General features: G+C 66.0%; 27 protein-coding genes. 16 read left to right on the top strand and 11 right to left on the bottom strand.

What is annotated here, in order from left to right; genetic code table 11:
* The 7 genes from ACX0GZ_RS11290 (at position 1) to ACX0GZ_RS11260 (ending at position 6587) form a co-directional block, all read left to right on the top strand.
* Complete coding sequence (locus tag ACX0GZ_RS11290) at positions 1-318, top strand: hypothetical protein (protein WP_458816447.1); 318 nt, start codon at positions 1-3, stop codon at positions 316-318.
* A 37-nt stretch (positions 319-355) separates the two neighbouring features.
* On the top strand, positions 356-1036 hold the full coding sequence (locus ACX0GZ_RS11285; RefSeq protein WP_458816445.1) for a response regulator transcription factor: 681 nt from the start codon (positions 356-358) through the stop codon (positions 1034-1036).
* An 88-nt stretch (positions 1037-1124) separates the two neighbouring features.
* On the top strand, positions 1125-2432 hold the full coding sequence (locus ACX0GZ_RS11280; RefSeq protein ID WP_458816695.1) for a sensor histidine kinase: 1308 nt from the start codon (positions 1125-1127) through the stop codon (positions 2430-2432).
* Between the two features lie 230 nt (positions 2433-2662).
* Positions 2663-4009 carry a M48 family metalloprotease gene (locus tag ACX0GZ_RS11275; RefSeq protein WP_458816443.1) on the top strand — a complete coding sequence of 449 codons (1347 nt, stop codon included), beginning with the start codon at positions 2663-2665 and terminating at the stop codon, positions 4007-4009.
* 17 nt (positions 4010-4026) lie between these two features.
* Entirely contained in the window at positions 4027-4767 is a 741-nt protein-coding gene (locus tag ACX0GZ_RS11270) for a DsbA family protein (protein WP_458816441.1), read from the top strand.
* Positions 4768-4878: 111 nt separating this feature from the next.
* Complete coding sequence (locus ACX0GZ_RS11265) at positions 4879-5814, top strand: ABC transporter ATP-binding protein (protein WP_458816439.1); 936 nt, start codon at positions 4879-4881, stop codon at positions 5812-5814.
* On the top strand, positions 5811-6587 hold the full coding sequence (locus ACX0GZ_RS11260) for an ABC transporter permease (RefSeq protein WP_458816437.1): 777 nt from the start codon (positions 5811-5813) through the stop codon (positions 6585-6587). The genes ACX0GZ_RS11265 and ACX0GZ_RS11260 overlap by 4 nt, the downstream gene beginning before the upstream one ends.
* Here the strand turns inward: ACX0GZ_RS11260 and ACX0GZ_RS11255 are convergent.
* Both ACX0GZ_RS11255 and glpX read right to left on the bottom strand, forming a co-directional pair.
* Positions 6559-7284, bottom strand: coding sequence for a CPBP family intramembrane glutamic endopeptidase (locus tag ACX0GZ_RS11255; RefSeq protein ID WP_458816435.1), 726 nt, complete (start codon positions 7282-7284; stop codon positions 6559-6561). The two genes, ACX0GZ_RS11260 and ACX0GZ_RS11255, sit on opposite strands and share 29 nt — an antisense overlap.
* Positions 7285-7417: 133 nt before the next feature.
* Positions 7418-8389, bottom strand: coding sequence for a class II fructose-bisphosphatase (gene glpX, locus ACX0GZ_RS11250; RefSeq protein ID WP_458816433.1), 972 nt, complete (start codon positions 8387-8389; stop codon positions 7418-7420).
* Positions 8390-8521: 132 nt separating this feature from the next.
* Here glpX and ACX0GZ_RS11245 point away from each other — a divergent pair, with 132 nt between their 5' ends.
* Entirely contained in the window at positions 8522-8881 is a 360-nt protein-coding gene (locus ACX0GZ_RS11245) for a hypothetical protein (protein ID WP_458816431.1), read from the top strand.
* A gap of 90 nt (positions 8882-8971) precedes the next feature.
* Here the strand turns inward: ACX0GZ_RS11245 and ACX0GZ_RS11240 are convergent, their stop codons facing one another.
* The 4 genes from ACX0GZ_RS11240 to ACX0GZ_RS11225 all read right to left on the bottom strand — a co-directional run bounded on the left by ACX0GZ_RS11240 (position 8972) and on the right by ACX0GZ_RS11225 (position 13351).
* On the bottom strand, positions 8972-10156 hold the full coding sequence (locus tag ACX0GZ_RS11240; RefSeq protein ID WP_458816429.1) for a BaiN/RdsA family NAD(P)/FAD-dependent oxidoreductase: 1185 nt from the start codon (positions 10154-10156) through the stop codon (positions 8972-8974).
* 167 nt (positions 10157-10323) lie between these two features.
* Complete coding sequence (locus ACX0GZ_RS11235; RefSeq protein ID WP_458816427.1) at positions 10324-11613, bottom strand: homoserine dehydrogenase; 1290 nt, start codon at positions 11611-11613, stop codon at positions 10324-10326.
* Between the two features lie 133 nt (positions 11614-11746).
* Positions 11747-12700: an isopenicillin N synthase family dioxygenase gene (locus tag ACX0GZ_RS11230; protein WP_458816425.1), complete on the bottom strand. Its 954-nt coding sequence runs from the start codon at positions 12698-12700 to the stop codon at positions 11747-11749.
* A gap of 168 nt (positions 12701-12868) precedes the next feature.
* On the bottom strand, positions 12869-13351 hold the full coding sequence (locus ACX0GZ_RS11225; protein ID WP_458816424.1) for a hypothetical protein: 483 nt from the start codon (positions 13349-13351) through the stop codon (positions 12869-12871).
* A 112-nt stretch (positions 13352-13463) separates the two neighbouring features.
* Between ACX0GZ_RS11225 and ACX0GZ_RS11220 the strand changes: the two genes are divergently transcribed.
* From ACX0GZ_RS11220 to ACX0GZ_RS11205, 4 genes are all read left to right on the top strand, one after another.
* On the top strand, positions 13464-14693 hold the full coding sequence (locus tag ACX0GZ_RS11220) for a multidrug effflux MFS transporter (RefSeq protein WP_458816422.1): 1230 nt from the start codon (positions 13464-13466) through the stop codon (positions 14691-14693).
* A 116-nt stretch (positions 14694-14809) separates the two neighbouring features.
* Positions 14810-15037 carry a hypothetical protein gene (locus ACX0GZ_RS11215; RefSeq protein ID WP_458816420.1) on the top strand — a complete coding sequence of 76 codons (228 nt, stop codon included), beginning with the start codon at positions 14810-14812 and terminating at the stop codon, positions 15035-15037.
* Between the two features lie 4 nt (positions 15038-15041).
* Complete coding sequence (locus ACX0GZ_RS11210; protein WP_458816418.1) at positions 15042-15923, top strand: MliC family protein; 882 nt, start codon at positions 15042-15044, stop codon at positions 15921-15923.
* Between the two features lie 62 nt (positions 15924-15985).
* Positions 15986-16378, top strand: a complete 393-nt coding sequence (locus ACX0GZ_RS11205; RefSeq protein WP_458816416.1) for an acyl-CoA thioesterase — start codon at positions 15986-15988, stop codon at positions 16376-16378.
* 132 nt (positions 16379-16510) lie between these two features.
* Here the strand turns inward: ACX0GZ_RS11205 and ppc are convergent, their stop codons facing one another.
* The 5 genes from ppc to ACX0GZ_RS11180 form a co-directional block, all read right to left on the bottom strand.
* Positions 16511-19186 (bottom strand): phosphoenolpyruvate carboxylase, encoded by a 2676-nt coding sequence (gene ppc / locus ACX0GZ_RS11200; protein ID WP_458816414.1) that lies wholly within the window; start codon positions 19184-19186, stop codon positions 16511-16513.
* 59 nt (positions 19187-19245) lie between these two features.
* Complete coding sequence (locus ACX0GZ_RS11195; RefSeq protein WP_458816412.1) at positions 19246-19656, bottom strand: septal ring lytic transglycosylase RlpA family protein; 411 nt, start codon at positions 19654-19656, stop codon at positions 19246-19248.
* Between the two features lie 136 nt (positions 19657-19792).
* A complete protein-coding gene (locus ACX0GZ_RS11190; RefSeq protein ID WP_458816410.1) occupies positions 19793-20167 on the bottom strand; it encodes a PilZ domain-containing protein in 375 nt (124 codons plus the stop codon).
* A 96-nt stretch (positions 20168-20263) separates the two neighbouring features.
* Positions 20264-20764, bottom strand: coding sequence for a group I truncated hemoglobin (locus ACX0GZ_RS11185; RefSeq protein WP_458816408.1), 501 nt, complete (start codon positions 20762-20764; stop codon positions 20264-20266).
* Positions 20765-21655: a DUF3034 family protein gene (locus ACX0GZ_RS11180; RefSeq protein ID WP_458816406.1), complete on the bottom strand. Its 891-nt coding sequence runs from the start codon at positions 21653-21655 to the stop codon at positions 20765-20767.
* A gap of 107 nt (positions 21656-21762) precedes the next feature.
* Between ACX0GZ_RS11180 and ACX0GZ_RS11175 the strand changes: the two genes are divergently transcribed.
* The 4 genes from ACX0GZ_RS11175 (at position 21763) to ACX0GZ_RS11160 (ending at position 25578) form a co-directional block, all read left to right on the top strand.
* The gene (locus tag ACX0GZ_RS11175) at positions 21763-22365 is read left to right on the top strand and encodes a cupredoxin domain-containing protein (protein ID WP_458816404.1); all 603 of its coding nucleotides are present in this window, start codon (positions 21763-21765) and stop codon (positions 22363-22365) included.
* Between the two features lie 5 nt (positions 22366-22370).
* On the top strand, positions 22371-24680 hold the full coding sequence (locus tag ACX0GZ_RS11170; RefSeq protein WP_458816402.1) for a putative bifunctional diguanylate cyclase/phosphodiesterase: 2310 nt from the start codon (positions 22371-22373) through the stop codon (positions 24678-24680).
* A gap of 109 nt (positions 24681-24789) precedes the next feature.
* Entirely contained in the window at positions 24790-25095 is a 306-nt protein-coding gene (locus ACX0GZ_RS11165) for an HU family DNA-binding protein (RefSeq protein WP_458816693.1), read from the top strand.
* A gap of 9 nt (positions 25096-25104) precedes the next feature.
* The gene (locus ACX0GZ_RS11160) at positions 25105-25578 is read left to right on the top strand and encodes a YbaK/EbsC family protein (protein WP_458816400.1); all 474 of its coding nucleotides are present in this window, start codon (positions 25105-25107) and stop codon (positions 25576-25578) included.
* Positions 25579-25586: the final 8 nt, after the last annotated feature.

Below are 25586 nucleotides of genomic sequence, written 5' to 3'. Positions count from 1 at the left end.
ATGAAGATGTTGGTTTCCTCGTTTCTGGCCGCAGGTCTGATCGCTTCCTCGGCTGCGCTGCCCGCGCAGGCCGATGTTCAGTCGCGCCCGCGTTCGGACCAGGATGCCGCACTCGAAGCGCGGATGCAGGGGCGAATCCTGCCCGTGCGCGAAATCGAACGCCGCGTCGTGCCCCAGATGCGCGGCAGCCAGTATCTGGGCTTCGACTTCGACGCGGGAACCCGCATATACACGCTGAAGTTCATGCGCGACGGCAACGTCGTCTGGGTCCATGTCGATGGCGCCAGCGGTCGCGTCGTCGGACGCAGCGGCAACTGAGCCCGAGCGTTCGCACGGCAAACAAGGGGAAGATTTCATGCGCGTTCTGATCGTCGAGGACGAACCCAATCTCCGCCAGCAATTGCAGGCGACGCTGGAGGGCGCTGGCTATGCCGTGGATACCGCGTCGGACGGCGAAGAAGGGCATTTTCTGGGATCGACCGAAACCTATGACGCGATCGTGCTCGATCTCGGCTTGCCGGAGATCGACGGACTGACCGTGCTCGACCGCTGGCGCAAGGAAGGGCGCACGGCCCCGGTGCTGGTGCTGACCGCGCGCGACAGCTGGTCGGACAAGGTGGCGGGGCTCGATGCCGGTGCCGACGATTACGTCGCCAAGCCGTTCCAGACCGAGGAGCTGATCGCCCGCCTGCGTGCGCTGATCCGCCGCGCCTCCGGCAATGCGTCTGCGGAGCTGACGGCGGGTGACATCCGGCTCGACACCCGCTCGGGCACCGTCACGCGCGACGGCACGCCGATCAAGCTGACCGCGCAGGAATACAAGCTGCTCAGCTATCTGCTCCATCACAAGGGCAAGGTGGTCAGCCGCACCGAGTTGATCGAACATATCTACGACCAGGATTTCGACCGCGATTCGAACACGATCGAAGTGTTCGTGACCCGTATCCGCAAGAAGCTGGGATCCGACGTCATCACCACGATTCGCGGGCTCGGCTACAGCCTCGACGATCCCGACGAACCCCGTCCGACCGAATGACCGGTCGCCCGTGACGGAGGCCGCCACGACCGCGACCGACGCCCTCCCGCGCCCCTATGTCCGGGTGACGGGATCGCTCGGTCGCCGGATGAGCTTCATCGCGGCGGCGTGGATCATGATCCTGCTCGCCGGTGGCGGCTTCGCGCTCGACCGGGTGCTGGCGAGCGCGGTGACGCGCAGTTTCGACGACAGCCTCGATTATCTGCTGACCTCGCTGATCGTCTCGGCCGAAATCGGACCCGAAGGCGAAGTGATGTTCAGCCGCGAACTCACCGATCAGCGCGCGGTCGAGCCCTATTCGGGGCTGTACTGGCAGGTATCGGGCCAGGGATTCGACACCTTCCCGTCCCGTTCGCTGTGGGACCGGCGGCTGCGGACCGACCGCCAGCATCAGGACCGCGAACTCCACACCTATGACAGCGACCAGTTTCCCGACCAGACGCTGCGCATCGTCGAACGCGATCTGACGCTGCCGGGGTCGGACGTGGTCTGGCGGTTCCAGGTCGCGCAGAGCCGCGAATATCTCGACGCGCAGATTCAGGCGCTGCGCTCGACCCTGATCTACAGTTTTCTGCTGCTCGGGCTCGGGCTGCTGGTCATGGCGGCGCTTCAGACCTGGTACGGGCTGCTGCCGCTTCGCAAACTCCGCAATTCGATCGCGGAGCTGCGCGCGGGCCATGCGACGCGGATCGAAGGCGACATGCCCGACGAGATCGCGCCCTTGGTCGAGGAACTGAACGCGCTGGTCCAGCACAACGACCGTCAGGCGGAGGAAGCGCGGCGCCACGCGGGCAACCTTGCGCACGCGCTCAAGACGCCGCTGACCGTCATCATGAATGCCGCGAGCGCGCAGTCCGGCGAATTGTCCGAAACCGTGGTGCGCGAAGCCAGGACGATGCGACGGCAGGTCGATCACCATCTGGCGCGCGCGCGCGCGGTCGGGCGGCGCGGATCGGCACACAGCCGCGCCGATGTCTGGCCCTCGGTCGAGGCGGTCGAGCGCGCGGTCGGGCGGCTCTATCCGCACGTCCGCATCGACGTGGACGGCCCGCGCGATCTGGTCGCGCACATCGAGCGGCAGGACCTGGAGGAAATCCTCGGCAATCTGGTCGAGAATGCCGCAAAATATGGCGGCGGCAGCGTGTTCATCACCGTCCGCGCCGACGCAGGGTTCGTAGAGATCATGGTCGAGGATGACGGGATGGGCATTCCCGAGGCCGATCGCGTGCGGATTTTCGACCGTGGCGTGCGGCTGGACAGCGGCAAGCCCGGCACCGGGCTGGGCCTCGCCATCGTCCGCGACGTGGCGGAAATTTACGAGGGCACCGCGAGTCTCGAGGAAAGCGAGGATCTGGGCGGGCTGCTCGTCCGGTTGCGGCTGCCCGCGGCGGGGTAACGCTCAATTCCTCCCCCACTGGGGGAGGTGGCAGCACGCAGTGCTGACGGAGGCGGCGCCAAGCAACGAATCGCTCGCGGCCAACCCCCTCCATCATCCTGCGGATGGTCCCCCTCCCCCGATGGGGGAGGAATTGGTTGTGCTCTTCACGCCAAGTTCACCTCGCCCGCGCGATCACCCCACCGCACCCCGCATTGCGCCATCGCGAGAATTCCGCTCAAACCATGTCCATGCACCGCATCCTCGCCCTGCTGTCGCTGATCGTCCTGTTCGTGGCCCAGCCTGCGGTCGCGCAATCGATCCTGCGCGACGCCGAAAGCGAGGCGCTGTTCAACGACATGTCGGCGGACATCATCCGCGCGGCCGGGCTGGAGCCGGGCAACGTCCGAATCGTCCTGATCAGCGACCCGTCGGTCAACGCCTTCGTCGCGGGCGGGCAGATCGTCTATCTTCATTCGGGCCTGATCGACGAGGCGGATACCGCCAACGAAGTCCAGGGCGTGATCGCCCACGAACTCGGTCACATCGTCGGCGGGCATGTGCCGCTGATGGACCGGGGGTTTCAGCCGGCGATGGGCGTGTCGATCGTCAGCCTGCTGCTGGGCGTCGCCGCGATCGCGGCGGGCGCGGGCGAGGCGGGGGCGGGGATCATGGCGATGGGCCAGCGCGCCGCGCTCGGCACCGTGCTCGCCTTCACCCGGACGCAGGAATCGGCGGCGGATGCGGCCGGCGCGCGCTTTCTGAACGGCGCGGGCGTCAGCGGCAAGGGGATGATCGGCTTCTTCCAGAAGCTTCAGAACACCGAATATCGCCTCGCCGTGCCGCAGGACAATGCCTATGAGCGCACCCATCCAATGTCGGGCCAGCGTATTTCGAACCTGCGCAACGACCTGCAAAGCGCGGCGGCCTGGGAAAAGCCGAGCGATGCGGACATCGAAGCGCGGTTCAAACGGGTTCAGGCCAAGCTGCGCGGCTATGTCAACGACCCCACGCGCACGCTGCAACGTTATCCGGTCAGCGATACCAGTGCGCCCGCACGCTATGCCCGCGCCTATGCCTATCACAAATCGGGCTATCCGCAGCAGGCCGCGGCGGAGACGGCGGCACTGGTCGCGAGCGACCCCGACGATCCCTATTTCCTGGAATTGCAGGGTCAGATCCTGCTCGAATCGGGCAAGCCCGACGCGGCGCTGGTGGCACTGCGCGAGGCCAATGAACGCACCCGGTCCGCGCCGCTGATCGCCAGCACGCTCGGCCACGCGCTGCTCGCGACCGAAAGCGCCGCCAATCTCGACGAGGCGGAGCGGGTGCTGAAACAGTCGGTTGCCCGCGATCGGCAGAATCCATTCGCCTGGGTGCAACTGGGGACGGTGTACGAGCGCAAGGGCGACGGCCCGCGCGCCGCGCTCGCCACCGCAGAGCGCGCCAACCTGATGCGCGATACCCAGATCGCCTTGGTCAGCGCCGAACGCGCGATGGCGGGCTTGCCCCAGGGCAGCGCCGAGTGGATACGCGCACAGGACATCCAGATGGTGTCGAAAACCGCGCTCGAGGACGAAAAGCGTCGACGGCGCTGACGGGGGATTTGCGAGACATGTCCGAACGAGTGATGCGCAGCCCGGTGCTGCTCGCCGCGTTGCTGGTGGCGAGCGCCGCGATCGGCGCCGCGCTCCATGCGCTGGTCGCGCCGATCTTCGGGGGCGGCAACGATGCCCGCGTCGAGCAACTGGTCAAGGACACGATCCTCGAAAACCCCGAATTGCTGCCCCAGGCGATGGACAATCTGCGCAATCGCGAAGTCGGAAAGGCCGTGGAAAGCAACCGCGCGGCGATCGTCGAACCGTTCGGCAATGCGTGGGAAGGCAACCCGCAAGGCGACGTGACGCTGGTCGCCTATATGGACTATGCCTGCGGTTATTGCCGCACCAGCCTGCCGGTGATTGAACGGCTGGTGGCGAGCGACCCCAATCTGCGCGTCGTCTATCGCGAATTGCCGGTGCTCTCCGAGCAGAGCCGCATCGCCGCGCAGTGGAGCCTGGCGGCGGCCGAACAGGGCAAGTTCATGGAATATCACGACGCGCTTTATGCCGCGGGGCAATTGTCCGAAGCGACGATCGACGCAGCGATCGACCGCGCGGGGCTGGACCGCACGCGCGGCAGCGAAGTCGCGGGATCGAGCCGTGCGTCCGAGGAAATCGACCGCAATCTGGGCGTGGCAGGACAGCTCGGCATGTCGGGCACGCCCAGCTGGGTGATCGGCGACCGGATGCTGTCGGGGGCGCTGCCGTTCGAAGCGCTGGAACAAGCGGTGCGCGCGGCGCGGGCGGCGAAATAGCCCTGTTTGTGCTCCCGCCTGGCGGTAGCACGGCTTACTTGTCGTGACCGCCTTGTCCCGACCCGCTCGCCACCCTAACTCCGCCTGCAACGGCGAAGGGGAATCGCGAACATGTCGGCCATCCTGTCGCTCCGGGGCGTGGGCAAGACCTACAAATCGGGGCATCGCGCGCTGGGCGCGGTCGATCTTGATATCCGCAAAGGCGAGATTTTCGCGCTGCTTGGCCCGAACGGCGCGGGCAAGACCACGCTGATCTCGATCGTCTGCGGCATCGTCTCCCCGTCGTCGGGGACGATCCGGGTCGATGGCCATGACGCGATCCGCGAGTACAAGGCGGCGCGATCGATGATCGGGCTGGTGCCGCAGGAACTGTCCACCGACGCGTTCGAAACCGTGCGCGCGACGGTGCGCTTCAGCCGCGGCCTGTTCGGCAAGCCGCCGAACGAGGCGTTCATCGAGCAACTGCTCCGCGACCTGACCCTGTGGGACAAGCGCGATACCAAGATCATGGAGCTGTCGGGCGGCATGAAGCGCCGGGTGCTGATCGCCAAGGCGCTGGCGCACGAACCCGACATCCTGTTCCTCGACGAACCGACCGCAGGCGTGGACGTCAATCTGCGCCGCGACATGTGGAATCTGGTCAAGGCGCTGCGGACGCGCGGCGTCACCATCATCCTGACCACCCATTATATCGAGGAAGCCGAGGAAATGGCCGACCGCGTCGGCGTGATCGACCGCGGCGAACTGCTGCTGGTCGAGGAAAAGCGCGCGCTGATGGCCAAGCTAGGCAAGCGGCGCATGGACCTGACGCTCGCCGAACCGATGGCGACGATCCCGGCGGATCTGAGCGAGTGGGATCTCGAACTCGCCGACGAAGGCCACCGGCTGAGCTACACCTTCGATGCCAAGGCCGAGCGCACCGGCATCCCGTCGCTGCTCAGGAAGCTCGCCGATCTGGGCATCGGCTTCAGCGATCTGGAAACGACCAAATCCTCGCTCGAGGATATTTTCGTCGATCTGGTCGAACAGAAGGAGCGCGCGGCGTGAGCGTCACCGGCTTCAACCCGCGTGGGGTGTGGGCGATCTATCGCTTCGAAATGGCGCGTGCGCTCAGGACGCTGTGGCAATCGGTGGCGACGCCGGTCATCACCACCAGCCTCTATTTCATCGTCTTCGGCGGCGCGATCGGCAGCCGGATGCAGCAGGTCGGCGGCGTCGATTACGGCAGCTTCATCGTCCCCGGTCTCATCATGCTGATGCTGCTGACGCAGAGCATCGGCAATGCGTCGATCGGCATCTATTTCCCCAAATTCACCGGCACCGTGTACGAATTGCTGTCGGCGCCGATTTCGGCGTTCGAGATGACGATCGGCTATGTCGGCGCGGCGGCGACCAAATCGATCATTCTCGGCCTCATCATTCTGGTGACGGCGACGTTCTTCGTCGATCTGACGATCCTGCACCCGCTGGCGATGGTCGCGTTTCTGGTGCTGACCGCGCTGACGTTCAGCATGTTCGGCTTCATCATCGGCATCTGGGCCAAGGGGTTCGAGCAACTGAACTTCGTGCCCGCGCTGCTGGTCACGCCGCTCACCTTCTTGGGCGGCGCCTTCTATTCGATCGACATGCTGCCCGAACCGTGGCGGACGGTCAGCCTGTTCAACCCGGTCGTCTATCTGGTCAGCGGGTTCCGCTGGTCGTTCTTCGGCCAGGGCGATGTCGATCCGGCGATCAGCCTGGGCGTGACCGCGTTGTTCCTGTTCGCCTGCATGGGCGTGATCTGGTGGATTTTCAGGACCGGCTACCGGCTGAAGAACTGATCCGGCGCGCCAGCCACGGGCGAATGACCAGACCGTTGAGGTTGATCGCCGCGTGCGCCGCGATCGGCAGCCACAGCGTGCCGGTGCGCAGATAGAGCAGCGTCAGGAACGCGCCACCGATCGCGGTGCCGACGACGCCCGCCAAGCGCTGATACCGGTGAGCAAAGGCGAACAGCAGCAGCGCTGCACCGAACCCTATCCACGCATTTCCAGCCACCTTCGCGATCAGCAGCGGTAGCACGAGGCGAAAGAACAATTCCTCGGTCGCGGCGGCAACGACCGACAGCAGCGCGGCCCAGCCGAACGCCCCCGGCTCGCGCGGTTGCAGATGCGCGATCTCGCCGATCGACCAGTCGCGCTTTCCGCGGCGCAATCGGCGCCACGCGACCAGACCGCCGACCACCACGCCGCCCGCAAAGCCCAGCATGACGGCAAGCGCGATGCCGCTGTCCTTCGTCGGTCCGAACCAGCGATCGAGCGTGACCGAGGCGCTAGCAAATTCCGGTGGTAGCGATGTGAGTGCGCTCAAATCGCCGCCGATCGCGAGCAACGCCACCCCGCCGAGCCCGAATGCCAGTGCCGAACGCAGGATCGCCGATCGATAGCGTTCGATCTGGGTAATGCCGGACGGGCGAAACCGCAGCCGCGCGGCGTAAAGTGCCAGCGTCGCGACCAGCAGAAGGACATCGACAATCATTGACGCCCCCGCCCCGCTCCCCGTTCGTTTCGAGCGAAGTCGAGAAACGTATGGCAAGCGCAATGAATGCGTTTCTCGACTTCGCTCGAAACCAACCGAGGTTCGGTGAAATCGCGAAGGATCGCCAACCCGATCAATCCAGCCGGTGTTCGCCCTTCACCCAGCGAACGGTGCCCGACGATGCGCGCATCACCACGCTTTCGGTGGTCATCTTGGTCCGGTGGCGCTTGACGCCGGCCAGCAGCGATCCGTCGGTCACTCCGGTCGCGGCAAAGATGCAGTCGCCCTTGGCGAGTTCGGACAGGTCATATTGCTTGTCGAGGTCCGCGATCCCCCATTTGCGGGCGCGGGCGCGTTCGTCCTCGTTACGGAACGTCAGCCGCCCCTTGAACTGGCCGCCGACACAGGCGAGTGCCGCGCAGGCGAGCACGCCCTCGGGGGCACCGCCCGATCCCATATACAGGTCGATCGTGGTTTCCGGGTCGGTGGTCGCAATCACGCCGGCCACGTCGCCGTCTCCGATCAGCACCACGCCGCAGCCGATCTTGCGCAGCTCGGCGATCAAAGCCTCGTGACGGGGGCGATCGAGCACGCAGACGATGATGTCGGACGGCTTCACGCCCTTGGCCGCTGCAACCGCTTCGACATTCTCGGTCGGGCTGCGGTCGAGGTCGATGACGCCCTTGGGATAGCCGGGACCGACCGCCAGCTTGTCCATATAGACGTCGGGCGCGTTCAGCAGGCAGCCTTCTTCGGCGATCGCCAGTACGGCCATCGCGTCGGGTCCCGCCTTGGCCGTTATGGTGGTGCCCTCCAGCGGATCGAGCGCGATGTCGATCTTCGGCCCCTTGCCGATCGCCGAGCCGACCTTTTCGCCGATGTAGAGCATGGGTGCCTCGTCGCGTTCGCCTTCGCCGATGACGACGGTGCCGTCCATGTAGAGCGAATTGAGCGCCTCGCGCATCGCTTCGACCGCGGCGGCATCGGCGGCCTTTTCGTCGCCGCGTCCGACCAGCTTCGACGCGGCGATGGCGGCGGCTTCGGTCACGCGGACCATTTCGAGGACGAGGACGCGGTCGAGCGTCTGGCTGGGCGACTGATCCATGTCGGCGAAAAATCCCTCTCAAACCCTTGTTTACCGGGGGCGATAGGGGAGCGGGAGAGGCTTGTCGAGCGGAACGGCTTGTGCCCGCGCCATTCGGTGCTAGCCTGTTGGCGGGTCAGTCGGGAGGCGAACATGCTTGCCATGATGTTGTTGCTGTCGGCGGGACAGGAAGTCGATCTGAACCGCGAAATGACGGTGTACCGCGAACAGACGCGGGTTCGGGTTGCCTGCGACCGCGATGTCGATGAAATCGTCGTGTGCGCCCGCCGCGAAACCGATGCCCATCGCGCACCCCTGCGTGCCCCCGATACCGGCGAACGCGACAATCTGGGCGCGTTCGCGGCGCGGCAGGCGTTGCTTCGGCAGCCGAATGTCTGCGAGACCAAGGTCGGCAACATGCCCTATGGTTGCGGTTTCGCCGGGGTAACGATGACCAGCAGCGCCAGCGGCACCCGCTTCGTCGAGCGCCATCGAGAACCGCTCGATTTCTGACGTCTGTCCGTCATTGCGAGCGTAGCGAAGCAATCCGGCTTGCCGCGTGTCGCTCTGGCTTGCGTCGCTACGCTCGCAATGACGCGCCGGCTAAACGGCCTGTCCCGCGGCCCAGCCGCTCGACCAGGCCCATTGGAAATTATAGCCGCCCAGCCAGCCGGTAACGTCAACCGCCTCGCCGATCGCATAGAGGCCCGGCACGCTGCGCGCTTCCATCGTCTGGGATGACAGACCTGCGGTGGCGATGCCGCCCACCGTCACTTCCGCCTTGGCGAACCCCTCGGTCCCGTCGGGGCGGAATTGCCAATCGCGGAGCCGCGCCTCCGCCGCGCGCAGGTTCGCGTCGCGCAGATCGGCGAGGCTGCCGGTCAGCGCCAGTTGATCGACCAGCGCCTCCGCCAGCCGGTCGGGCAGATGCTCCCCTAGGACCGATCGCAGCCCCGCTTTCGGCCGCGCCGCCTTGGCCGCGACCAGCCAGTCGGCAGGCGCGCCGGGGATCAGGTCGATGCCGATGGCCTCGCCATGACGCCAATAGCTCGACACCTGAAGGATGGCGGGGCCGGACAAGCCGCGATGGGTGAACAATGCCGCTTCGGCAAAGCGGGTCTTGCCCGCGCGGGCGACGACCGGGGTGGCGACGCCCGACAGCGACCGGAACAGCGCTTCGCCCGCAGGCAGCGTCAGTGGCACGAGTGCGGGGCGCGGCTCGACGACCTTCAACCCGAACCGCCGCGCAAGGTCATAGGCGAAGCCGGTCGCACCCAGCTTCGGGATCGACGGACCGCCGGTCGCAATCACCAGCGATGGCGCGTGGGCGATGCGAGTGCCGTGCGCGACGCTGAACTGGCCATCGGCATGGCCGACCTCGCCGATCGACGCACCCAGCCGCAACGTCACATTGCCCGCCGCGCATTCGTCGATCAGCATCGCCACGATTTGCTTCGCCGAACCGTCGCAGAAGAGTTGCCCGAGCGTCTTTTCGTGCCAGGCGATGCCGTGGCGATCGACCATCGCGACGAAGTCATGCTGAGTGTAGCGGCTGAGCGCGGACTTGGCGAAATGCGGATTGGCCGACAGATAACGGTCGGGGGCGGTATGCAGGTTGGTGAAATTGCACCGTCCACCGCCCGAGATCAGAATCTTCTTTCCGGGTTCGGGCGCGTGGTCGATCACCAGCACCCGCCGCCCGCGCTGTCCGGCGGTGAGCGCGCAGAACAGCCCCGCGCCGCCTGCGCCAAGGATGATCGCGTCGAAAGTGTCGGGAGAATGGGTCACGCAGCGCGCAGTGTCATGGAAAGCGACATCCGCCAACACTCCCTCGTCACCCCGGACTTGTTCCGGGGTCCACCAAGCCGCTTGCGCCACGTTGCAAAACGTCGCGAAACGCTCGCCGCCCGGTGGACCCCGGAACGAGCCCGGGGTGACGAATGGGGGGTCGCGGATCAATCCCCCAGCAAATGCATCCACATCGGCTGGCCCACCAGGCTCGACGACCCACGCAGTTTCTCCAGCGCCTGTGCGACCGAGCGTTCCGGCCCCTCGTGCGTCACGATCGCCACCAACACGCTGCCATCGGCCATCTGCCCGCGCTGCCTCAGGCTTTCGATCGACACGCCCGCATCGCGCATCGCCGCGGCGATTTCGGCGAGCACGCCGACCTTGTCCTGGACGGTAAAGCGCAGATAGGCGCGGCCACGGCGGTCGCCGGTTTCGGCCTTTGCGAGGTGCGTCAGCGACGCGACCGGCATCGCATAGGCCGGGCCGTATTCGCCGCGCGCGATGTCGATCAGGTCGGCGACGACGGCGCTCGCGGTCGGCCCGTCGCCTGCGCCTGCCCCCTGAAAGAACAGCCGCCCGACGAAATTGCCCTCGGCGACGACGGCGTTGAGCGATCCCGAGACATGCGCCAGCGGATGGTCGATCGGCACCAGATGCGGGTGGACGCGCTGGAACAGCCCCGCCTCGCTCGCCTCCGCCATGCCGACCAGCCGGATGCGATAGCCGAGCGCCGCCGCCTCGGCGATGTCGGCGGCGATGACGTGGCGCACGCCGGTCACGCGCACATCGCCGAACGCCGGTTGGGTGCCGAAGCAGATCGACGACAGGATCGACAGCTTGTGCGCGGCATCGACGCCGTCGATGTCGAAGCCCGGATCGGCCTCGGCATAGCCGAGACGCTGCGCTTCGCCGAGCACATCGTCGAAATCGCGCCCCTCTGCTTCCATCTTCGACAGGATGAAATTGCAGGTGCCGTTGAGGATGCCATACACCCGCGAAATCTCGTTGGCGGCGGCCCCTTCGCGCAGGCCCTTGATGACCGGGATGCCGCCCGCGACCGCCGCTTCGAATTTGAGCGGGACGCTCGCCTGCTCCGCCAGTTCGGCGAGTTCGAGGCCGTGATGCGCCATCATCGCCTTGTTGGCGGTGACGAACCCCTTGCCCGCGCCCAGCGTCTTGCGGGCAAGCGCCAGCGCCGGGCCGTCCGATCCGCCGACCAGTTCGACCACCACCTCCGCGCCGCTGGTGCTCAATTCGGTCGGATCGTCGATCCAGTCGAAGCGCGCGATATCGACGCCGCGATCCTTGGCGCGGTCGCGAGCGGAGACGGCGACGATCTCGATCGGGCGTCCGGCGCGCCGCGCGATCAGCGCGCCATTGGCGTCGATCAGGCGGATGACGCCCGCGCCCACGGTGCCGAGGCCAGCGATTGCGACGCGCAACGGTTCGGTCATGCCCTACCTTCTATTCGTCATGCCGGACTTGTTCCGGCATCCAACGTGCCTTCTGAAAGGCGCGCGTTTGCTTTTGCGGCACGGTGGACCCCGTAAGCAAGTCCGGGGTGACGAAGGATTTTTTGGGCAGCCGTTACTTCTTGATCAATCCGATCTCGACCAGCCGCTCTTGCAGATAATCATGCGCGGTGATCGGGGTATCGTAACGGTTCGGGTTTTCCGCCGAGATGCACGACGGCAGCGTCTCGATCAGGAAATCGGGAGCGGGGTGGAGGAAGAAGGGCATCGAATAACGCGAATGGCCCCGGCGTTCGGGCGGCGGGTTGACGACGCGGTGCGTGGTCGACGGCAGCACATGGTTGGTCAGCCGCTGGAGCATGTCGCCGACATTGACGACCATCGCATTTTTGGGCGGTTTGACCGGCAACCAGCGGCCATCCTTGTCGAGCAACTCCAGCCCCGCTTCCTCGGCACCCAGGAGCAGCGTGATGAGGTTGATGTCCTCATGCGCGCCCGCGCGGACATTGGGCGCATCCTCGGTGACGGGGGGATAATGCAGCAGGCGGAGGACCGAATTGCCGTCCTTCACTGCGGGATCGAACCAGTCGGGCGCAAGCTTCAGGTAGCGCGCGATCGCCGACAGCAACTTGTCGCCCGCGGCATCGAAGGCGGCGAACAGGTCGAGAAAGGTTTCGCGAAACCCCTCGGGACGGTCGGGCCAGATGTTGGGCGACATCTGCGCCTCGAACCGGTGTCCGGCGGCGAGTTGTCGGCCGATATGCCAGAATTCCTTGAGGTCGACATGAGTCGCGCCCTTGGCGATTTCGGTCTTGAACGGGGTATAGCCGCGCGCACCGCCGCCGCCTTCGACGAAATAGCCGCGCTTTTCGTTCTCCGGCAGCGCGAAAAACGCTTCGGTCATCGCCCAGGCGCGGTCGATCAGGCCTTGGTCGATGCCATGATCGGTGACCATCGCGAAGCCGAAGCGTTCGAACGAACGTCCGAATTCGCGGGCGAATCCTTCGGGATCGGCGGCCTGATCGGCCAGGCTGACGACGGGCATTTCGGCCATCGGGGTATCAAGCATAGCTGTTCTCTCGGATGAGTCGATTGCGGGACGCGATAGGCGATCCCGCTGCCCGCGAACAGGCTTGTTCTGAACGGTCGGCGGGGAATCCTGCTACCCAGACAAGAACTCCTCCTGCGTCATTCCCGCTTTCGCGCCAATGACGGAGTGTGGGTGGAGAGGGTCTTATCAATTTCCGATCGTTATGGTCCCCTGGCTCGCCTCGCCGCCATTCTCACCCAGCGAAATGCGGAACGGCTTGCCGCCGTCGGTCTGGCCCGACATGCCGTCGCCGGTCACGCGAATGCCCGCATCGGCCAGCGCATTCCGATACCATTGGCGCACGACATCGGCGGGGGCGGGGCTGTCGAATGCGATCTCGACGCCGCCCTGACCGCCGCGCGCATTGACCTTCACGTCGCGGACCTTCGATCCCGGATAGAGGTCGAGCCCGTCGAGTTGCAGGTTCGCGCCGTCGATGGTGAAGGCGGGCAGTTTCAGGTCGCCCTTGAACACCGGCGTGTCGATCTTCACCGCGCCGTCGCTGGACGTCGACAGCACCGTCTTTTCCGTGCCGCCGTCTTCGGATTTGATCGAGATGCTGGTGCCGTCGCCATCGCCGCACCCGGCGAGCAGCACCGCGCCGGCACTCGCGAGCAAGATCGTCCGCATCGTCTGCACTCCATACTGTGTCACTGGATCAATACAGTGGGCATGGAAACGATCGGTTTCAAGCAGATTGGGGCGTGACGAATGGATGCCACAGGTTCATGGAACCGCTGCGATGCAACAAGCGACTCCCCGTATCAGCGAGAATCAGGCGCCGATTCCCTTTGGCGAATTCGTGGCACTCGCCGCGGCGCTGATGGCGCTGACCGCGCTCGGCATCGATTCGATGCTCCCCGCGCTGCCCGCGATCGGCGAGTCGCTGGGCGTGCTGCGCGACAATGACCGGCAGTTCGTCATCACCGCGTTCCTCGTGGGGTTTGCCGTCGCGCAACTGGCGCACGGGCCGCTGGCCGACCGGTTCGGGCGGCGTCCGGTGCTGGCGGTCGCGCTGCTCGCGGCGGTCGCGACCAATTTGCTGGCGGCGATTGCGGGCAGTTTCGAACTGTTGCTCGCCGCGCGCTTCGCCTCCGGCATGGCGGTTGCGGGCGCGCGCGTCGTGACGATCGCGCTGGTGCGCGATTGCTTTTCGGGCCGGGCGATGGCGCGCGTCATGAGCCTGGTGTTCGTGGTGTTCATGGCGGCGCCGGTGCTTGCGCCTGCCTTCGGCCAGATCGTGCTGCTGTTCGCGCCGTGGCGCTGGATTTTCGTCGGCATCGCCGTGGTCGCGGCCATGATCCTTGCCTGGTTCTGGCTGCGGATGCCCGAGACGCTGAAGCCCGAGGACCGCCACGAATTGAGTGTTACGCGCATCACGCAAGGCTATGCGTTCGTCGCGCGCGACCGGATGGCGGTCAGCTATACGCTTGCCGCCGCGCTGATTTCGGGCGGATTGTTCGGGTTCATCAATTCGATCCAGCAGATCATGTCCGACATTTTCGGACGCCCAGAATTGCTGACCGTGATCTTCGCGTGCGTCGCAGGCACGATGGCGGTCGCCAATTTCATGAATTCGCGGATCGTCATGCGGTTCGGCACACGGCTCTTGTCGCATTCGGCGCTGACCGGGCTGATCGTGATCGCGGGCGTCCATCTGATCGTGTCATGGATCGGGGGCGAACATCTGGTGGTGTTCGCGATCCTCCAGGCGGCGATGATGGCGTGTTTCGGGCTGGCGGCGTCCAATTTCTCGGCGATGGCGATGGAGAATATGGGCCATATCGCCGGCACCGCGTCGAGCGCGCAGGGCTTTGTCGCGACGCTGGGCGGCGCGGTGATCGGCGCGCTGATCGGCCAGGCATTCGACGGGACGACGGTGCCGCTCTACGGAGGATTCCTGATCTGCGGGCTGATCGCGATGGTCATCGTCTTCATCGGCGAACGCGGCAAGCTGTTCCGTTCGCACTGATCCCGCACGCGACGTCCAACCGTTCGTCGCAAGCGTCGGGAACGGAGTCGGCCCGCTCTCCGTTCGATCGTGACCGAGCGCGGCATTCCGCTGCGCCAACAGGATGGATGAAGCCGATGGGTGGACATCAGGTGACCGATCAGAATCCCGGCGATGACGGCTATGACGAGGATGGCTATGACGAAAGCCAGCGCGCCGAAATCCTCGAAGTGACACGCGATGGCCGCAGTGATGGCACGATTCTGGTCGATCTCGACCCCGATCTTGGGGGCGAAATCGATGACGAGAATGACGAAGACGCGGTCGACGCCCTTGACGAAGAGGACGAAGACGACGACCGCTGACGCCATGATGCGAACCGGGGTTGTCGGCCTCGCGCTGCTGCTGGCGGCGTGCGGCGCGGGAGAGGATGGGAACGAGGCCGCGGACGCCGCCGCCCGGATCGAACAGGGCGAGCGAATCGATGCTCGACTCGAAGACCCGTTGCCGCCCGAAAACCCGGCGCTCGCCGACGCCGCGCCCGACGCGACGATCGGTAACGACGCCGCGCCCGATTCCGATCCGATCGCCGAGCCCGACGCTGAACAGGATGTCGCCGATGCGGTGGCGGTCGCCGAGACCTATTTCCGCCTGATCGGCGAGCGCGATTACCGTGCCGCCTATAATCTTTGGCGCGACGAAGGTCAGGCGACGGGCATGAGCGCGCGCCAGTTCGCCGACAGTTTCGACCGCTATGCGCGCTATTCGGGCGAGATCGGCGAGCCCGGCCGCGTCGATGCGGGCGCGGGCCAGCGGCACATCGAACTCCCGGTCACGGTCACCGCTCGCCTGCGCGACGGCGGCAAGCCGCTGCGGATGGAGGGCGCGATCACCCTCCAGCGAACCGCCGCGATCGAGGGGACGCTTCAGGTCGATCGCCGCTGGCGCATCCGCGACACCGATGTCGATCCGCGCCCCCCGGAGGTCGCCGACCCCGCCCCCGCCCAGCCCAACCGCATCCGCGCCGAATATCGCTGCGACGACGACAGCCGCTACAACGCCAATTTCGACAATGACGCGAACACGGTCGAACTCGCGACCGGCAGGCGGCGGCTGGCGGTGCTCGACCAGCGGCGCTCGGGCTCGGGCATCGCCTATGAAGGCGGCGGCTATGCCCTGCGCGGCCAGGGGACCGAGGCGTATATCACTTTCCCCACCGGCAACCGGAAGCGCTGCACGACCGATCCCTGAGAACTGGCTCGAAACGAACGGATGAGGGAGTGCAACGTCAAAGGTTGTGATAATCCGTCTGTATGAGCCGCTATACCCGCACCATCACCGCCACCCCGGAGGACATCGACGAACTCGGCCACGTCAACAATGCGGTGTGGGTGAAATGGATACAGGACGTCGCGGTCGGCCACTGGATGGCGGTCGCGCCGCCCGAACATGCCGATGCCTATATCTGGGTCGTGACCCGGCACGAGATCGACTATCGCGGTAATGTCTCGGCAGGCGAGACGGTGACGGCGGAAACCTGGGTTCAGGACCCTCCGCGCGGCGCGCGGTTCGACCGGCACATGCGCTTCACCGGCGAAGACGGGCGGGTGAAGGTGGAAGCAAAGACCACTTGGGCGATCATCGACCGCGCGACGGGGCGAATCTTGCGCGTCCCGAAAGAGGTGGCGGAGACATTCCTGCCCTAAAATCCTCCCCATTCATGGGGAGGGGGACCGCTCGAAGAGCGGTGGAGGGGGCGTGCCACGCGCGTTGCGCTTCGAGGCGCTCCCCCTCCGTCAGCGCTGCGCGCTGCCACCTCCCCACGTGGGGAAGAATGATTACCCGCTATTCCTCAGCGCGGTCGCGATCGCGTTGATCGACAGCTGGATGCCCTCGCCGATGCGGGAATCATCCTCGCCGCTCCGGTGGCGTTTGAGCAATTCGATCTGGAGCAGGTTGAGCGGCTCGATATAGGGAAGCCGCAGCCGGATCGAGGTTTCAAGCCCCGGATTGGCCTCCAGCAGCCGCTCCTGGCCGGTGACCGCCAGCAGGCAGTCATGCGTCTGGTGCCAGCCGCCCCGGACCCGATCGAAGATGCGCGCGCGCAAGGCCGCATCCTCGACCAGTTCGGCGTAGCGCGCGGCGATGCCGATGTCGGATTTCGCCAGCACCATTTCCATGTTAGCGAGCGTCGACTGGAACAGCGGCCAGCCCTGCGCCATCTCCTTGAGCAGGCCCTTGTCCTCGAACCCGGCAATCGCCTGGCCGACGCCGTACCAGCCGGGGAGCATCACCCGCGCCTGTGCCCAGCTGAACACCCAGGGGATGGCGCGCAGATCCTCGATCGCGTCCGATTTCTTGCGGCTGGCCGGGCGGCTGCCGATCTTGAGCGTCGAGATTTCCGCGATCGGCGTCATCTGGCGAAAGAACTGGCGGAAGCCGTCGGTGTCGTACACCAGCGCGCGATAGGCGCGGAACGCGGCGTCCGACAGCCTATCCATTGCCGCCGAAAACCGGTCGTAATCGGGCTGGCTCAGCCGCTGCGGCTCCAGGCTGGCGAGCAGGGTCGCCGACGCCATCGCTTCCAGATTGGTCTTGGCGCTGGCGACCGTGCCGTATTTCGCGGCGATCACCTCGCCCTGTTCGGTGATGCGGATGCGGCCCTGGACGGTGCCGGGCGGTTGCGCCTGGATCGCGGCATAGGCCGAACCGCCGCCGCGCCCAACCGCGCCCCCGCGCCCGTGGAACAGCTGCATGCCCACGCCTGCGTCGGCGAACACCGGGAGCAGTGCGGTCGATCCCCGGCTCAATTGCCAGGTGGAGGTCAGGTAACCGCCATCCTTGTTCGAATCGGAATAGCCGATCATCACTTCCTGAAACCCGCGCGGCTTGGCGATCGCGGCGATTTCGGGGAGCGCGAACCAGGCGCGCATGATGTCCGGCGCGGCTTCCAGATCGGCGACCGTCTCGAACAACGGCACCGCCATGATGTGCGCCTGGGGCGGTTCCCCGGGGACGTACAGCCCGGCCTCTTTCAGCATCAGATGGACTTCGAGCAGGTCGGACACCGACTGCGCCATCGACACGACATATTGGGTGATCGCCGCCCGTCCGAAGCGCGCATGCGCTTCGGCGGCGGCGTGCATGATCGCGATCTCGCCCTTCGTCTCGTCCGAATAATCGGCATAGGGGCTGGTCAGCGGGCGCGGGCTGGCGAGTTCGCGGCGGAGCAGCGCGATGCGGGCCTCCTCGTCCAGCGCGGCGTAATCGGCCTCCACCCCGGCGACCTTGAGCAGTTCGGCGACGACGCGTTCGTGGACCGCCGAGTTCTGGCGCATGTCGAGCGTCGCGAGGTGGAAGCCGAACGTCTCGACGCTGCGGATCAGCCGCCCCAGCGCGCCGCCCGACGCCAGCGCACCGCTGCCGCCCGCGCCAAGCCCGCGGGCCAGCGCGATCAGGTCGTCGCGCAGCCGGTTCGGGCACGCATAGGGTTCGGCCTCGATCGGCGCGGGGCGCGGCGCGCGCTTGCCGGTCAGCAATTTGTGGGTCGCGCACAGCCGCGCATAGATGCCCGACAGCGCGCGGCGATAGGGTTCGTCGGCACGGCTGGCGGCGGTGTCGCCCGATCCGTCAGCGAGCGCGTTCACCGCGTCGCCGACATCGCTGTGCTCGGTCGAGATCGACAGCTCGGCGCCCAGCGCATGAACGCCGTCGAGATAATGGCCCAGCGCAACCTCGGCGGCGCGCGACAAGGCCAGCCGCATCGACTCGGCGGTGACGAACGGATTGCCGTCGCGGTCGCCGCCGATCCAGCTTCCGGGTTTCAGGAAGCTCGGCACGCGTTCGCCGACCGCGCGGTCCCAGCGGGCATATAGCGCGGGAAGCGCGGGCACGAACACGTCGCGCATGTAGGACAGCGCGGTCTCCACCTCGTCGGCGACGTGCAGCCGTTCGCGGCGCAGCACGCGCGTCTGCCACAACAGCGCGATCTGACGCAGGATCGCCTCGTCCACCCGGTCGCCATCGGGGGTTTCCTCGATCCCGCGATCGCGCAGGGCCATCAGTTCGGCGATGCGGTTGCGGTGGTCGATCATCGACTTGCGCCGCACTTCGGTCGGGTGCGCGGTCAGCACCGGCGCGATCAGCGCGTGTTCGAGCAGCTCGAGCACGCGCTTGCGGTCGATGCCGTCGGCGGCCAGGCGTTCGAGCGCCGATTCGACGTCGGCGTCAGGGTCGACCGCGATCCCCTGGCGATCCTCGGCCAGATTGGCGAGCATCGAAAACAGCATGAAGCCGCGCACGAAATCGAGCGTCTCGTCGAGGCTCAGCCGCCCCAGGCCGGGATCGGTCTCCTCTGCGCCTTCCAGCCCGCGATGCCGATCGACCGACGAACGGCGGATATATTCGATCCGCTCGAACAACCGGTCGCCGCCATAGGCGCGGATGACGTCGCCCAGCTTCTGGCCGAGATATTGGATGTCGGGGTTGTTTGCGATCGCGGGGAGGCTAGCCATGCCCGCCATTGCTGCATTGCAATAGGGCGGGGGTCAACCGCCGCGCGGCTTGGCCGCGCTCAACCCTCGCTATCGGCCTCGTTATCGAGCCGGTGGAGTTCGACGCGCCCGTGGCCGCGCTGGACCAGTCCGATCTCCGCGGCGGCGGCTTTCGACAGGTCGATGACGCGTCCGCGCGCAAAGGGGCCGCGATCGTTGATGCGCACGATCACGCTCTTGCCATTGGCCGGATTGGTGACGCGCAATTTGGTCCCGAACGGCAATGTCCGGTGCGCGGCGGTCAGCGTGGCGGGATCGCAGGTTTCGCCATTGGCGGTGCGCCGCCCGGCCATTTCGGCGGCGAAGAAGCTGGCCATACCCAGTTCGAACGGCGCGGCGGCGACGCCTGCGGCGGCGGTCTGCGCCGTCGCGGGCGCGGCGGAAACACCCGCCGCGCACAGGGCGGCGGCGGCGATCAGAAACCGGTTCATTGGCATGAGCCCCCTCATGGCGAGGCTCGATGCATGGTCCGGGGGGTGTCGAAAAGAGCGCGCGCGCGAATCTGCGCCGTACGGTGCGAGGGTGACGACGAAGAGTCGTTTCGCAAGGCGATTCAGGCGCGGCGGGTTACCCGCGAGAAGGCGCGAACCGCGCCGCGAGTCGCTCGAATGCCACGCGTGCGGGCGACCCGTTCGCGGCGGACGGTGCGGTCAGGACGTCGAGTTCGGCATCGGTCAGCGGGACCAGGAACTGCACGCCGCATCGATCCGCCTGGCACCACACCACGCGCCCCCGGCGCTCGGCGATGCCCAGATCGAAAATCGCGGTGGTGCCGGTCGAAGGCGGCGCGTCGCTCCTCAGCATCAGGCCGGAGGTGGACAGGTTGACCACATGAACCTTCACCCGCGCGTCGAGCACGCGCATTTCGGCGACGTGAAACATCTTGAACCGCCGCGCGCGGGGCGGCGATGTCGTCGTCAGCGATGAAGCAGGTTCGGTCACAGGAAATACGCCCCCTTGGTCCGAACAGAACATCAGGGGTGGTTGCCGCGTTCCCGCGAATCGAGGTTAATCGAGGCCTAACCGCGTTTGTGGCGCTCAGCGCTCGACCACGTGCCCCCGCATCGGCGCGAGTTTGGACAGGAAGCGGTTCTGCGCGGCGAAGGGCACGCGTTCGGCGGCCATCGCGGCCTGCAGGTTTTCGACCAGCCGGTTCATGTCGCCCTGCTGGATGCCCATGTCCTTGTGGCTCGACCGCATGTCGCGGCCGGTATAGGTGCAACCCGCGTTCAGGATGTAGCAGAACTGTTCGAACAAGGTGCGTTTCAGCCGCACCTGATCGTGATTGGCAAAAATCTCGCCGATCCGGTCGTCCGCAAAGTTCAGAACGACGAACCGGTCGACGATCCGGCGGATGCCGTCCTGTCCGCCGAACGCGCGCGCCATGCCGTCGCCGGAGAAAGGCGCGGCCCCGGCATTGGCGGGATCGACGGTATAGGGATCGACCGCTTCCTCGCCCGGCATCGCATGCGCGGGCGGCGCGGACTGGTGCTGCGGCGCGAGCAGCAGCGCAAGCGCGATCATCGACGACTGGAGCATCTAGAAACTTCCCTGAAGCTGGAACAATACCCCGCGCTGGTCCTCGATCGTCGCGATCGAACCCAGGTCGGTATAGGCGACCGTCGCGGTGACGTGACGGTTGACGGCATAGGCGGCAAAGGCGTCCCACCAGTCGTCCTCGCGCGCGATGCCCAGATTGTCGGGCTTGGTGCGATATTCCGCGCCGACCACGAATCTGCGCGAGAATTGATAGGCCATCGATCCTTCGACCTGAACGCTGTGGCGGTCGCGCAGGTCGCCGCCATAGCCGAGCAGCCCGGTCTGGTTCGCCTTGGTCGCGCGCAGCGTAACATTACCCAGCAGCGACCAGTTCAGGAACAGCTTGGTGGCAGAGACATAATAATCGACGCCCTCGTCGTGCGCCGCGCCGACCGCGCGCACGACGGGGGCATCCAGACTTTTCTTGTACTGCACGCCGGCCGCGACCGCAGGCATCCATTCGGGGCCATAAACGACGTCGCCCGCCAGCTTGACCTTCAGCCCCCAGACATCCTGGTCGAACTTGTAGTCATTGCCGATGCCCAGCGCGCCGCCGACCCAGTTGGTGTCGAACATCTGGCGCGCATAGCTGACCTCTACCCGGTCCCACGCGCCGATCGCGATCCCTGCGCTGCGGAAATCGTAATCGGCCAGTTCGGCGACCGTCACATTCGCCTGGGCGCCGATCCCGTCGCGCGTCGCATTGCCCGCGATGACTGCCCAGGGGGTGAGGCCGCCGCCCGATGCGCCTTCGATCGTCGAGACACCATTGGTCAGCAACAGCTTGCCGGGCTCGGCGACCTGTTGTGCGGATGCGGGCAATGCCGCGAGCGAAAGCGCAGCGGCGGAGGCGAGCCACGCCGCTCGTGCGGATGAAACGAAACAATCCATTGCCGCCGGATAGCGAGGCGATGGTTAAAAACCGGTTCACTGTCTTCGATCAACCCTGCCGCATCCGCGTTTACCGGAGTTTGACGATTTCCTCCGATACGGATGCGATGAAGATCACCCTAGCCATCGTCGCAGCCAGCCTTGCCGCGCTGCCCGCCCAGGCCGGAAATGTCCGGATTCGTGTCGTCGATGCGACCGGTGCGCCGGTTGCCGATGCGGTCGTGACCATCCATCCCGCCGCCGGGGTGCCCGCCGGTCCGATCCGTTTTCCCTGGGCGAACCAGGTGATACAGAAGAATATCGCCTTCAATCCGGGCACGCTGATCGTGCCGGTGGGGGCGACGGTGACCTTTCCCAACCAGGACAAGGTCCGCCACCACGTCTACAGCTTTTCCAAACCGGCGCGGTTCGAACTGAAGCTGTTCGGGCGCGACGAAAGCCGCGGCTATACCTTCAAAACCGCAGGAGCGGTCGCGCTGGGCTGCAACATCCACGATTCGATGTCGGGTTTCATCAAGGTCGTCGACACGCCGTTCGCGGCCAAGACCAATGCGGCTGGCGGGACGCTGGTCGAAGGCGTCACCGGCGGCAAGGCGAAGCTGACGGTCTGGCACCCGCGCCTGCGTGCCAAGGACAATGAAGCGGTATTCGATCTCGACGTGCCTGCCTCCGGCGAGATCGCCAAGCGCATCCAGATCGTGTTGCGCTGATCGACATGGCGGGGGGCATTTCCGGTCTTGGGCGAGTCGCGGAGCGGCTGGGGGCTTCGCTCTCGGCAAAGATGACGCTCTTTTATGCCGGGCTGTTCGCGCTGGCCGCCGCGCTCATCCTGCTCGGAGCACAGACCGGGATCAGCGCCTATGCCGAACGCATGGTCGCCAGCGAAATGGCAGCCGGCGCCAAGGTGTTCGATCGCGTCACCACCATGCGCTATGCCCAATTGGGCGATGCCGGACGTGTGCTGGCGTCCGATTTCGGCTTCCGCGAAGCCGCCGCCACCGGAGACGCGCCGACCATCGCCTCGGCGCTCGATTCGCTCAAAGGACGGCTCGATCTCGACCAGGCGTTCTTCGTCGATATCGACGGCAACGTGACCGGCTTTTCAGGTGCCTTGCCCGCGGGCGAAGCGGAGACGTTGCGCGCGGCGCTGGAGGACGGTGCGGATCGCGGCGTTCTTCGCATCGGCGACCTGCGGTTCAACGCGGCGGCCGCGCCGGTCCAGGCGCCGGTGACGATCGGCTGGGTGGTGTTCGCCAATGCGCTCGACGGCGGGGAAATGGCCGCGCTTTCCAAATTGTCTGCGATCGATCTGGCACCGCGCATCGTCCCCGTGTCCGAACTTCCCGATGGCAAGGCGATGGGCACGACGACCGAACGACTGACGGGTCAGGGGCGTGTCTTGCTTCAGGCATCCCCGATCGCCTCGTTCCGCTCGAACGACCCCCAGGCGCTCTTGCTCGAATACAGCCTGACTCACGCTTTGTCCGCCTATGCGCCGATGCTGTGGTCGCTGCTGATCTGCGGCATCATCGGCGTGATGATGGCGGCAGCGGGAAGCTGGCTGCTCGCCAAGCGCATCACCCGCCCGATTCGCGCACTCGACGCCGCGGCAAGGCGCGTCGCGCAGGGCGACTATGCTCAGGTCGTTGTGGAGACACGCGACGAACTCGGCACGCTGGCCGACAGTTTCAACCGCATGGTCGATGATATCGGCGAACGCGAACGCCAGATCACCCACATGGCGCTGCACGATGCGCTGACCGGGCTCGCCAACCGCACCTTGCTGCGCGAGCATCTGGCAATGACGGTCGCGCGTCCGGCGACCGATCGCAAACAGGCGCTGTTCTGTCTCGACCTCGACAATTTCAAGGTCGTCAACGACACGCTCGGCCATCCCACTGGCGACGCGCTGCTGTGCGAAATCGCACGGCGGCTGTCCGACTTTGCGGGCGACGGCTTCGTCGCGCGGCTGGGCGGCGACGAATTTGCGCTGGTGATCGACGATCATCACCGTCCGCTCGACCGCATCGCCCACGCCCTGATCCAGACGGTGGCAAAGCCGTGCATCGTCAACGGCCACCGCATCGTGCCGGGGACCAGCGTCGGCATTTCGATTCTCGGTGCCGACGGCGTCGACTCGGTCACGCTGGTCAAACATGCCGACCTCGCGCTCTACCGCGCCAAGCATGCCGGGCGCGGCGGCTATCGCTTTTTCGAGGCCGAAATGGACGCAGAGGCGCAGAGGCGCCGCCAGATGGAACTCGACCTGCACGATGCGATTGCCGAGGGGCAATTGTCGCTGATGTTCCAGCCTTTGTTCGACCTCAACCAGGGGCGGGTGTCGGCGTTCGAAGCGCTGCTGCGCTGGCATCACCCGACTCGCGGCCTGGTGTCGCCGGTCGATTTCATTCCGCTGGCGGAGGATACCGGCCTCATCATCCCGATCGGCGAGTGGGTGATCCGCGAAGCCTGCCGCGTCGCGCGCGGCTGGCCCGACCATGTCCGCGTCGCGGTCAACGTGTCGCCGGTGCAATTCCGCAATCCGGGATTGAATACGGTGATCCTTCAGGCGCTGTCGGAAACCGGGCTGCCGCCCAACCGGCTCGAACTGGAAATCACCGAGAGCCTGTTCATCGACAATCCCGACACCACGCTCGCCTCGCTCCACTCGTTGCGCGCGCTGGGCGTGCGCGTCGCGCTCGACGATTTCGGCACCGGCTATTCGTCGCTCAGCTATCTGCGCAGCTTTCCCTTCGACAAGATCAAGATCGACCGCAGCTTCATCATCGACCTGCTCGGCTCCGACGGGGCGACCGCGATCATCAAATCGATCACATCGCTCGCCGATGCGCTGGGGATGGAGACGACGGCGGAAGGGGTGGAGAGTGCCGGCCAACTCGACATCCTTCGCGAACAAGGGTGCAGCCATATCCAGGGCTATTATTTCAGTCGCCCCGTGACCGAAGACGCCGTTGCCGCCATGCTCGACAAACCGATCGACAATCGCCGCGCTGCAAACGGTTAGCCCCATTTTAGCGACGAATTGAGTGGTTGCGGGTGCCAAATCGCCTGGTTTCGGGCGATCTGGCGCATTCCCCCGCTAGACCGGGGGCGTTACCGTCGTTAATCCCCGCATTTCCGCTTCTCTACAGGAGGATGTCCAAGTGAATAATGCCGATCTCGCCGACGCCATTGCCAACGATCACGGCCTGACCAAGGCCGACGCCCGCAAGGTCGTCGACGCCGTCTTCACCGCGATCACCAACGCCGCCTCGAAGGGCGAAGAAGTGTCGCTGAACGGCTTCGGCAAGTTCAAGGTCAAGGACAGCCCGGCTCGCGAAGGCCGCAACCCCTCGACCGGTGCGACCATCCAGATCGCAGCGTCGAAGAAGCTGGGCTTCAGTCCCGCCAAGGCGGTCAAGGACAAGCTGAACGGCTAAGTCCTTCGCATGAGTATCGACAGCGTCCGGGCGTTCTTGGCGACAAGAGCCCCGGACGCTGTTCTCATCGACCAGGGCGCCAGCACCGCGACCGTCGCCGAAGCCGCCCGGACGCTGGGCGTGGAACCCGCGCGCATCGCCAAGACGATCGCGCTTAGCAGCGGCAATGCGCAGCTGCTGATCGTCGCCAGTGGCGATGCCCGCATCGACAACCGTAAATTCAAATCCCGTTTCGGCCAGCGCCCTCGGATGCTGGATACCGGGACTACGGAACGCATCACCGGCCATCCGGTCGGTGGCATATGCCCGTTCGGATTGGCGACGGCGCTGCCGGTCTATTGCGACGTGTCGCTCAAGGCGTTTGCGAGCGTGTTCCCGGCGGCTGGGTCGCGCACGGCATCGGTGGAGCTGAGCCCGGCAAGGCTGGCGAAGATTACCGGCGCCGAGTGGGTGGATGTTTGCGTGGTGCCGACGATCGACTGAACCGCCAT

It is taken from the genome of Sphingomonas aestuarii, assembly GCF_054457155.1.
The sequence above is the reverse complement of the archived record's forward strand: the minus strand, read 5'-3'. Positions and strand labels throughout refer to the sequence as shown.